At 37.7% G+C, this 11662-nt stretch carries 7 protein-coding genes; 4 read left to right on the forward strand and 3 right to left on the reverse strand.

Going from position 1 to position 11662, the window contains the following annotated elements; genetic code table 11:
* Positions 1-837 precede the first annotated feature (837 nt).
* From ACFO3G_RS00800 to ACFO3G_RS00810, 3 genes are all read left to right on the forward strand, one after another.
* On the forward strand, positions 838-1482 hold the full coding sequence (locus tag ACFO3G_RS00800) for a DUF3560 domain-containing protein (RefSeq protein ID WP_380077073.1): 645 nt from the start codon (positions 838-840) through the stop codon (positions 1480-1482).
* Between the two features lie 457 nt (positions 1483-1939).
* Positions 1940-3139, forward strand: coding sequence for a methionine gamma-lyase (gene megL / locus ACFO3G_RS00805; RefSeq protein ID WP_380077075.1), 1200 nt, complete (start codon positions 1940-1942; stop codon positions 3137-3139).
* Positions 3140-4681: 1542 nt separating this feature from the next.
* Complete coding sequence (locus ACFO3G_RS00810) at positions 4682-5590, forward strand: hypothetical protein (protein WP_380077077.1); 909 nt, start codon at positions 4682-4684, stop codon at positions 5588-5590.
* 91 nt (positions 5591-5681) lie between these two features.
* Here the strand turns inward: ACFO3G_RS00810 and ACFO3G_RS00815 are convergent, their stop codons facing one another.
* The 3 genes from ACFO3G_RS00815 to ACFO3G_RS00825 all read right to left on the reverse strand — a co-directional run bounded on the left by ACFO3G_RS00815 (position 5682) and on the right by ACFO3G_RS00825 (position 10573).
* Positions 5682-6725, reverse strand: coding sequence for a ribonucleotide-diphosphate reductase subunit beta (locus ACFO3G_RS00815; RefSeq protein ID WP_380077079.1), 1044 nt, complete (start codon positions 6723-6725; stop codon positions 5682-5684).
* Between the two features lie 182 nt (positions 6726-6907).
* Complete coding sequence (locus tag ACFO3G_RS00820; protein ID WP_380077081.1) at positions 6908-9415, reverse strand: ribonucleoside-diphosphate reductase subunit alpha; 2508 nt, start codon at positions 9413-9415, stop codon at positions 6908-6910.
* Positions 9416-10303: 888 nt separating this feature from the next.
* Complete coding sequence (locus tag ACFO3G_RS00825) at positions 10304-10573, reverse strand: hypothetical protein (protein ID WP_380077083.1); 270 nt, start codon at positions 10571-10573, stop codon at positions 10304-10306.
* Between the two features lie 236 nt (positions 10574-10809).
* Between ACFO3G_RS00825 and ACFO3G_RS00830 the strand changes: the two genes are divergently transcribed.
* A partial coding sequence (locus ACFO3G_RS00830) for a Clp protease N-terminal domain-containing protein (protein WP_380077085.1) occupies positions 10810-11662 on the forward strand: 853 nt, incomplete at its 3' end.

The following is an 11662-nucleotide window of genomic DNA, read 5'->3' on the forward strand; positions in this document are numbered from 1 at the left end:
CCCCGGGCGGACGCCAATCCCCCCGGTGTTTTTCATGTCCGCCTGACGGATGAGAAAAACAATTGAATGAAATGATTAATTTTGACTCAAAGATAAACTTCAATTACACACTTTTAGGGATACTACCGTTTTTTTGATTTGGTCCATATCTCCGTATTTGTTTGTATTGTTTTCCTATAAAGGTAGAAAAGGGCATATTGAAGTCTCCTGAACACCTTATTTATGCGGATGAGCATTTCAATTTTGAAAGATAAGCTCCCCTTTTGGGATTCTAAAGTCGACTGTCCGACAAAAATACCTTCAAGATTGAGTCATAAATCAGCATTTGATCCAAGCGAATGCCTTATGAGCAAAGGGTTTGCTTAAATGGAAGGCTTTTCATTTTTTGAATGTATTGAAAGATTGGCTGTCCTATAAAACTAAGTATGATTTACGGGCTAATGCCTCAGAATAAGTAATATCGTTTGCTTAAAGAGCAATCGAGAGAGCAGTTTATATGAAATCCAAGTTTTCCGGGCTTCCAAAACTTTTATCGGATAGCAATAATTTGTTTTATACAGTCAGTTTGATTGTGTAATATAAAGTAATTATATTCCAAAATCATGTATAAGTAATTAATATACTATGGTTTAACTGAAATGACATAGATGAAATGTATGAGCTGAGCTGTTTTGACTCATTTTACCCTCGACATACATTTGAGTAGTCCTCTACTCTTCGAAAAGTGTAAACGGAAGAAGTTTCAAATACATGCATTAATGTAACCGTATTTCTAAAGATATAGCATGGTTAAATCGATGGTTTATAATGTATTATACACTAATAACTCATAAGAATATGAATACTTACAAGAAATATTGTCCGAATGTATATGTTGCTAAATGTGAAGAGAAATATCGAAAGGGAGACTTGATTACGGTTGTTACAAAATATGGCAAACAGAATGAATGCATTGTTCACAATCTGGTGGATAGAGATCGAGACGGACATTTTTATTATTCTATCACAAGAGCTGATGGTTATAATTTGCAAGAAAGAGCAAAAAGAAAGTCCAAACAATATGAGTCATGGGCTTTGGCCGCAGAGCAAAAGAGCCAAGAATATTTCTCGAGAAGTAATAGACATCATGACTTCTTAGCAATGGGAGAGCCAATTAAGGTGGGGCATCATTCGGAGAGGCGTCACAGAAAAATAATTGAGCAAAGACAAAATAATATGCAACAAAGCGTACTGCAAAGTCATAAAGCTCAATCCCATTTGCAAAAAGCAGAAGCATGGAGAAAACATCAAGAAGATATCAACCTGTCTATACCTGAAAGTCTTGACTATTACAGAGATAGATATAATAAAGCTGTCGAATATCATAGAGGATTAAAGACCGGCAAATATCCGAGAAAGCATGCATACTCCTTGTCATATGCCAAAAAAGAGGTCAATGATTTGAAGAAAAAGGTTATGTTGGCAGAAAAGTTATGGGCATAGTTGTCAGACTATAGCAATTGTCTTCGTAGAAGATGGATAATTTTGCATTGTTATGCTCTACGTCTTTATAGATGGTACGTTCTCCCTATATGATGATGTCAGCAGTTCCTTGAGCAACTCTTTGCTTGTCAGAAGATTTGAAATCATTTCCTTAATTGTTTGTAAAAGATTTATTCTGTTTATCTGATTTAGTTTGTTTCTTAAAATTAACGGCTTGGGCTTTACACACTTTTTTGGAATGGTATATCATCTTATTGTATATATCTATTAATATATCAGCATAATAAGCAAAAGTCAATTAGATATAACGATTATATATTGCATTCATATTGTCAATCTTTGGTGAATTAACTTGCCTACTCGTTATAAACTTATTAACTTCGCTAACGTTTTGAGGAACTAACACGATTGTTCAATTTATCATTAAATCATACAATCTTTTAATATTATTAATGTTATGACAAAAGATCAGCTAAAAAAATCAGGTTTTGCAACAAGAGCTATCCATGCCGGTACTCAAAAGAATGCATTTGGAGCTTTGTGTGCTCCAATCTATCAGACATCAACCTTTGTTTTTGATAGTGCTGAGCAGGGAGGCAGACGTTTTGCACTTGAGGAAGATGGCTACATATATACCCGTCTTGGCAATCCAACATGTACAATGGCAGAAGAAAAAGTTGCTATGTTAGAGGGTGGTGAAGCTTGTTGCAGCATGGCTTCCGGTATAGGGGCAATTAGCTCGGCTATCTGGGTTTTGGTTCAGAAAGGAGACCATATTGTAGCAGGAAAAACACTTTATGGATGTACCTTCTCGTATCTTGAGCATGGATTAAGTCGTTACGGAGTGGATGTAACCTTTGTAGATATGAGAGATCCTGAAAATGTTCGTAAGGCTATGCGTCCAAATACAAAACTTGTATATGTTGAGACGCCGGCCAATCCCAATATGTACATTGCAGATATCGAATCTATTGCTAAGATTGCACATAGCCAAGAGGGTGTAAGCCTAATGGTAGACAATACCTATTGTACTCCTTATATTACAAGACCTTTGGAACATGGTGCAGACATGGTGGTGCATTCAGCTACCAAATATCTCAACGGACATGGTGATGTGATTGCCGGATTTGTAGTTGGTACGAAAGAGTATATCGATCAGGTTAGACTTCTGGGTGTGAAAGACTTGACCGGAGCAAGTATGAGTCCGTTTGATGCTTGGCTAATAGCTCGAGGCATGAAAACTTTGGAGATTAGAATGGAGCGTCACTGCCAAAATGCTCAGAAAGTTGCTGAGTTTTTGGAAAAGCATCCTGCCGTTGAAAGTATTGCGTATCCCGGATTAAAGAGTTTTGCACAATATGACTTGGCAAAGAAGTATATGTCTCTTCCCGGGGCAATGATCGCGTTTGAAGTCAAGGGTGGGCGAGAAGCAGGAGTAAAACTGATGAATTCGGTGCATATGTGTGCTTTGGCAGTAAGCCTTGGTGACGCTGAAACATTGATACAACATCCCGCATCAATGACACACTCTCCATATTCTCCCGAAGAGAGAGCTGCAAGTGACATCTCTGAAGGTTTGGTAAGACTTTCTGTTGGATTAGAGAATTACGAGGATATCATTGCAGATCTTAAGCAGGCATTAGATCAACTCCTCTAAGAACATACAATAACGGGTACATAACTTCGTCGCCTCCAAGATAAACAGATGGTTACGTACAAAAGTACGCTCAATCAGTTTCATCATAGCTTCTCGTTTTGTACCCGTTCCTTTATGTTTTCTTGTCTTTCTATTTTCTTTTATTACGGTCCGATAAAAGTTAAAAAAGGCATATATTGGGTACTCAATCGCTTTATTTATGCGGTTGAGTACTTATTTTTATAAGTAATTCCCCTTAATAATAAAGCCGGCTGTCCGATAATAGTTTTATTGCTGTCCAATAAAGGTAGATAAGGGCATATTGAAATCTCGCAAACACCTTATTTATGAGGATAAGCATTTCAATTTTGAAAGATAAGCCCCCTTTTGGATTCTAAAGTAGGCTGTCCGACAAATAAATATCTGCAAGATTGAGTCATAAATAAACATTTGATCCAAGCGAATGTCTTATGGGGCGAAAGGTTTGCCTAAATGGATTGCTTTACTTTTTTTGAATGTGTTGAAAGGTTGGCTGTCCGATAAAACTAAGCGTGATTTACAGGCTAATGCCTCAGAATAAGTAATACCGTTTGATTAAATCCAAAATGTCGATAAAACATCGGAGTATCATATATATTCAAATACACAAAGCCATTTGTACTTTTATAACATCACACAAAATGGTGGGAAAATTTAGAAGATGATAATCATTTTATAGGATTCTAAAGCGATGATATATAATGTATTAAGAATAATAATTTCTAATTGATAGTCATTAGAATTTGCCATCTAACTACAAATCCAGGCTAAAGAGCAATCGAAAGAGCTGTTTATATGAAATCTAAGTTTGCCGAGCTGCCAAACTTTCATTGGGCAGCAATATCTCAATTTGAGACTCAGATTAGTATATGATGCAAGATAAGAAGCCATGTGAGAGAAAGCGTTTTTAATATCAAGGGTGTTTTCACATCTCCTAATTCGCTGAAAGACAGCCATACAAAAAACTAAGTCCAATCTATAAGCTAAGTGGACAAAGCAGATGACAGCAAATGCTTTGAGTGCAATCTCTAAAAAGGTTCTTATGAAATCCAAGATTGATGTTGTTCCAGTTAATGACAAATCAGAGTTCAATCAAACAATATGTTACCTTCGACTTTTTAGGATGCTTTATCTTTAGTAGTGTCGTAGTATAATGATGGTTAGGGTATTGAATTCTTATCTTCCAACAAATTCATATTGGCTTCAGAGATATTTTTAAGAATCTTCGAAAGCCAATCATGTGCTCAAATGTTATTTGACATAGCACTAATAAAGAGTTACCTTTGTTTAAAGGGTATTTAAAGCATAACCTGGATAATTATATTTAGAAATTGTTTTGAATTTATTGGAAAACAAAATATAGAAGTTCATAATTGAAGCTATTTGTTTTGTTGTAAGTCATTTTGGTTGTCTTCTTCTGAATATATTAAAGGGCCCTTATTCGCTTCAACATATAGCTGCAGAACTTTTTAAAAGGAAAGTAGATTGTCACAAAAAGGAAATTACGAAATATGGTCGTTCCCTATGGTCTTAATTAGGGCAAAAGAATCAAAGAACTCAAAACTTTTTTTCAGTGATGGCAAGTTAGCCGGATTGCGAATTAGGCGTAATAAGAATCCCGTTTTTAGAGAATTACAAGAGGGTGATACATGCCAGTTTAGATGTGAAGTGCGGTATGATAAAGATTCTTATGGGCATAAATACCTTCAAATAGAAACTATACTGGAGGTCGTAAAGACTGAATTTCCATCTTGGTCCATATTGAAGGAATGCTATGGTATTGTTGTCAAATCGTCAGTTTCGAATGATAGATTGGAAATCTTTAATCCGGAATATGGTTTGATTAGAACGACCAAAGATTTTGGAGGTCACGTGGAGCAAGATGATTTTGTGAGATTTCACTTGACTACACAAGTAATAAAAAACAAACTTATATATGGAGCAGTCAATTTTTTGCCATGTAGCAAAGAGGATGCTCTGATGTATTTTGAAAATAATGTGGTAGCAATCAATTATTTGGATGACGAAAAAGAGATGTTCAATTTTGCCTCTCCCGAAAAAAACTTCTATGGTGAAGTACCATTTAAGGAAACAACTTTGAGACCTATCTTAGGTGATATTTATCGTATCTACTATTGTGAATATAAATATCGCAATAAGTTTGTCAGGAAGATTGTAGACTACGAACGGATTGAGAAGGGTAGGGATGACACCACAACCGTCAGAGGTCAATTGGTAGTTAGTTTTAAAAACAAAAGACAAGCCAACAACCCTAAGGCATATCCATCTTTTGGATTTGTCAATCAAAAATACTTTATCCCCGGAATGCTTCTTAAGAGTGCTGATATTAGAGAAGATTGCTATGTGGCAGCACATATGGTACTAATAGATGGTAAATCTGTAGTTTTTGAGGTATTTCCGTTAGGCCGATAAGATTATAAGAATCTCAAGGACAACAAATGCCCAAGCAGTTAGATCTGTTTGGGCATTTGTTGTTTTGATCTCTTTCTATCAATATATGGGCTTATAAGTCGTCTACAATTGCTGTTGACTTAGAGTAAGCACTTGGTTTAGCTTCAAAAAAGTCTGTTTTGATTAGATTTGCATTCGAATACTGTGAGACCCATTTCATACTTGCAGGCTCTTCATCGTGACCATCAAAGACCGAATCAAGGTTAATCTGTCTGCACCTTAGATTTGCCAAATACATGATATAGTCATTCACCATGCGTACATTGAGACCTTCAATTTCATTTCCAATCACATATTCTCCCCATTTCATTTCCTGAGTGGCTCCCTCTTTGATCATTTCACGGAATAGCTCCTTATTGGCATTGGTAAAAAGAGAGGGCTCCTCCTTTTGAAGTTCAAGAATCATAGATCTAAAAAGCCATAGGTGAGTATTTTCATCTCTGTTGATATATCTAATCTCTTGGACAGATCCGGGCATCTTGCCATTGCGTCCAAGATTGTAGAAAAACATAAATCCCGAATAGAAATAAACCCCTTCCAAAATATAGTTTGCAACCATAGTTTTGAGAAGCTGCTCCGGGGTCTTTTCCACTTGAAATTCATTGTAAATATTGCCTATAAACTTATTCCTTGCAAGCAAATGTTGGTCATCTTTCCATTGATAAAGAATGGTTGTTCTCTCTTCCGGAGAACAGATTGTATCCAACATATAACTGTAAGACTGTGAATGAACGGCCTCTTGAAATGCCTGTATTGTCAAGCATAAGTTAACCTCATTGGCCGTAATATACTCCCCGACATAAGGAAGATTGGCCGTTTGTATACTATCAAGAAATATTAGGAACGAGATAATTTTATCATATGCATTTTTCTCATGGGACGACAAAAGTCTGTAGTCTTTTATGTCCTGACTCATATTGATCTCTTCCGGAATCCAGAAGTTGTTCATCGCCTGTCTGTACCAAGCCGAGGCCCAATCATATTTCATATTATTGAAGTCATTTAGATTGGTTGTATTGCCATTGATAAGTCTTCTCTTTTCAACCTCTATATCACCTTTTTCATTGAAAAGAGCTTTCCTTGTAAGGTTATTCATAATTAAGAAATGATTTTTAGTTTATTAAAAACAATTGTAAGAAGCTATTTGGATTGATAATAGTTTTGACTGGGCTAAGCATTGTGGTCATTGAATTGTATATTGAAAATTGGCAGCTATAAACCAGCTCTAAAATCTTTGTCAAACAATTCCAAATCGGATTCAAAACAGCTCCTAAATTTTTAAGCCGAACATGTTTCACATTCTTCTACTTCAAGTGATTTGCTTCTGACGTAGTACAATGTTTTTACTCCCTTTTCCCATGCTCGCAGATAGAGAGACAATACACCTCTAAACGTAATAGTTTGATCGATAAAAAGATTGACAGATTGTGATTGATCAAGGTGTCGTTGTCTGACTGAAGCTGCATCAATAATCCAATTCTGATCTATCTGATGAGCTGTCTTATAAAGCCAAAATGTCGTATCTGTAAGTTGTGGAGCAACTCGAGGTACAATAGATCCCTTCTTTTCTTCCAAGAAGTAACGATTCATCACAGGGTCTGTACCGGCAGTTGTCCCGGCTATAACAGAGGTGGAACTGGTCGGAGCTATAGCTAAAAGATAGCCATTTCGCATCCCATTTTTACTGACACTCTCTGCCAGTTTTTTCCATTTGGTCGATGTATAACCTCTTAGTTGAAAATATTCTCCATTTTGCCAGTCACTTCCTTCGAAGTATTCATATTTTCCTTTCTCTTCTGCAATGCTTTGAGAGGCTTCGATTGCAAAATAATTGATCTTTTCGAAAACCTTATCCATAAATTGAAGGTGTTTGTCGCTTTCCCACCTAATTCCATTTTTTGCCAGAAGATGATGATACCCACTTGCCCCAAGTCCTATTGGACGCATCTTCCTATTTGTAATCTTTGCATACGGGATAGGGTAGAAGTTGAGATCAATCACATTATCCAATGCCCTCACTACTGTGCTTATTACCTCCCTCATCTCTTTGTCGCAATCTACCTTTAGATTTCCCAAAACAAGGGAAGCCAAATTGCAAACAACAAAGTCTCCGGGGATTGTTTCATCCACCACTCGAAGACCATTCTCATCCTCCTTTATAGATATGTCTTTTGTCTCTATTGCACTTTGATTTTGGGCTATCTCGGTACAAAGATTAGAGCAATAGATTATTCCATGACTCTTGTTTGGGTTGGTTCGATTAACCGTATCACGATTGAAGATGAAAGGTGTACCGGTCTCTACAGCCGATTTTATTATAAGCCTAACAAGTTCCTTTACTTTGATTGAGCGTTTAGAAATTCTATTGTCATTGAGACAATCTCTGTATCTTGATTCCCATTCTTCGCCCCAAAAGTCTTCAAGACAATATCCTTTGGCTGTCTCGATTTCATGCGGACACATCATATACCAATCGGCATCAATATCTTCTTTGGCCAATTTCCAAAACAAATCCGGAATACAAACACCCGGGAAAACGTCGTGGGCTTTCATTCGATCATCGCCATTGTTGGTACGAATCTGTAAAAATTCAGGCATATCCTTGTGCCAAATATCAAGATAAATGGCAACCGACCCCTGCCTAACACCAAGTTGATCTACAGCCACAGCAGTATCGTTGCAAAGTTTAATCCATTTTAATACGCCACCGGCAACTCCCTTAAATCCTCTAATATCACTTCCTACTGCTCTGATTTTACCCATATAGATTCCCATGCCACCACCAAACTTGGAAACTTGAGCAAAATTGTTGATGGTCCTATAAATTCCTATCAAACTATCAGGCATCACATCTTCAAAGCAACTTGAGAGTTGGCTCAAGGGTTTTCTGGCATTGGCCATTGTTGGCGTCGCCATAGTTACCTTAAGTTTCGAAAGAATATCATAGATCTTTTTGGCCCAAAAGATTTTATTATCACCTTCCGGAATGGCGAGATGCATGGCAATACCCATAAACATTTCTTGAGGACGTTCGAGGATCTGATGATTGTGATCGCAAATGAGGTACCTTTTACTCAGAAGATGAAGACTTGAGTAGGTGAGAAGATAATTCCTTGTATGTTTCATATACTTGTACAGTTCATTTACCTCCTCAAATGTGTAATTATCAAGCATATATCTACCATACAGGTTGTTCTCACAAAGCCACTCTAATTTGTCATACCAGCAAGAAAATCCCAAGTCTTTTTCATGACGTTGTATTCCACGTTCAATTTTAAGTAAAAGAAGACGAGATGAGATAAACTCCCAATTTGGTGCCTCAGGAGTTATAAGTTCCACTGAAGCCTTTATAAGTGTATCAAGAATATTGATACTCTCTTTGTAAAAAGATCTGAATTTTGCAAGCAGAAGTTCCATGCTATAGATGCTCTCTCTAAATACGCTTTGTACATCTTCTAAAAGTTCTATAACCTCTTCATCTGTCACATACTGTCTAAAAGATTCGATTACCTTACGATATTCGCTTCTCTTATCCCTATATAAGATATAAGCTTTAGCAACTTTGTAGTGACCTAATTTCATCAGTTCGGTCTCTACCATATCTTGTATCTCTTCGACAGTAATGGTCTCTTTTCCATTAAGTTGAACCGATATATTGTTGCAAATAAGATTAATCTGATCAAGCTCAATCTCTTCCGAGCAGGCGATAAATGCTTTTCGTACAGCTTGTTTGACCTTTTCAAAAGTAAACACTTCCTGCCGAAGATCACGCTTTATTATTTTCATATTGAATGAATTAAATGGTTTTATCAAAAATATTGAAGGTGAATAAACAATCTTCCTCTTTATGTCCAATGTAGTCCCTTGGGAGTAGAAACGCTCCTTTCGTACATTGTTTTGTTAAGACATACTCTTAGTATAACAATGGAAAGTAGTACAATGTTTCACTTATAAGAGAGTCCGTGAAGACAATACATTATCATTGCGATTTATAGTCCTAAAGTAATATCCTAAGAGACAATAATATGCTCAACATTTATACAATATACCAGGTGTTTCGCTTCGACTCCAAAATTAAGAAGCTGAATGTTTTTATACAAGTTTTGTAATAAGAATTTTAGTTTAAAGTTAGGTTGTTATAACGTTCAATTTGCTTTTCTTTCGAGATGTCTACTAAGGGAAAAAATTGTCTGATAGGAGCTTTACCTCATAAATAAAAGACAGAACACACCTATAAATCGGATCTTATTATACAAATAATGTAAATTTATTTAATGGTTTCCGTACCTAAAAAACAGCCTGTTCATGCCTTGAAAAAGGCTGTTTCTCTCATAAAATCCGAACGGGAGTCCAATAATTGTCTCGGCGATATGTTAAATTATATATAAGTCTTTTCGCAAATGGTCTTTCGGCGAGAGAAAAACAGCTTTGGGGCGGCCTTTTTTGTAAGGTCGCGCGAGATGCAATCCATTCTCGCGCTACTTTGAAAGTAACCTCGCGCGAGGTTGCACCTGAAGCAGCGCGACTTCGCATGTCAAGGTCGCGCGAGATCGGATCGAAAGTCGCGCGAGAACAGATTGCATCTCGCGCGAGCTTATTTGTTAAAATAGCGCATAAATAAAGCCTGTTTCGTACTATAAAAACAGGCAAAGCAGGTAAGAAGGTCAGAGACCCCTAACCCCGGAAGTTGTGATTTTGAAGTTGAATAATGGTTGATTGAGCCGCTTTTTGAGTACCAATCAGAATAACAGTATTTAACAAATAAAGCCCTCTTAAGACGAGCTTCACAGCCCATTGGGAAAGTATCTTCCAAAGATTGAATTTGACAGATTTGAAGGCACTGATTTGCATTGGTTTGACAAGACATATCTCACCCGCCTGAGGGAATAATCCGCCAAGCGAAACAATCATCGAAAGTATGGTAAGAAGTATGCTTATCTCCATGGTACATCTTTTTACTCTGAGCCAAGATACCAAAAATCTGTTTCTTTTGCAACGACACCCCTCTTACAGCAAGTCATCCGACCTTCAATCGGACTGTATCTCCCTTCTTATTTGACAGGATTGACAGTTGGAACACATTAAAGTACATATAGGATATATTATGTATGATTTGAGCGATAATACTGTCAAAATGTCATAAAATCACATTGGTACTTAGTTTGAACTATACAGGGTATATGAACATTGACAATTATACCATCAAATCGCAGGAGACTCTGCAGCAGGCTGTGGAGTTGTGCCGCGGGCATGTGCATCAGGAGATTACCCCTTTGCATTTGCTTCTTGCCACGATCGATCGTGGCGAGAGCTTGATCGGATTTGTCTTTCCGAAGATAGGATTACAGGTCAATCTGATCAAGAATCAAGTAAAACAGGCCCTTGAAAAGCTACCCCGTGTGCAGGGTGGTGAGCCGTACTTTGGCCGAGAGATGAATTCTGTTTTGACCAAAGCCGAAAACATCGCCCACGACATGCAGGATCAATATGTTGCTGTCGAGCATTTGCTTTTGGCTTTGTTGGATGTTGACAGTGAAGCCTCCCGTATCCTCAAAGACAATGGGGCAACGATGAAAGCCATGAAGGCAGCCGTGGCCGAACTTCGTCAGGGAAGTAAAGTAACCGGCCGGTCGGCAGAAGATACCTACAGGACTCTTGAGAAATATGCCGTCGACCTTTGTGCAAGGGCAAGAGACGGCAAGCTGGATCCTGTTATTGGAAGGGACGAAGAGATTAGAAGAGTACTGCAGATACTTTCCCGTCGAACCAAAAACAACCCGATACTCATTGGTGAACCCGGTGTCGGCAAGACGGCCATCGTGGAAGGTTTGGCACATCGAATCATTCGAGGCGACGTACCCGAAAACCTGAAGAACAAGAGACTCTACAGTTTGGATATGGGGGCCTTGATCGCCGGAGCCAAATACAAGGGAGAATTCGAAGAACGACTCAAGTCGGTTGTTTCTGAAGTTTCCAAAAGCGAAGGCGAAATCATCTTATTCATAGACGAGATACACACCCTGGTGGGAGCGG

Source organism: Falsiporphyromonas endometrii (genome assembly GCF_042654485.1).
Lineage (GTDB): Bacteria > Bacteroidota > Bacteroidia > Bacteroidales > Porphyromonadaceae > Porphyromonas > Porphyromonas endometrii.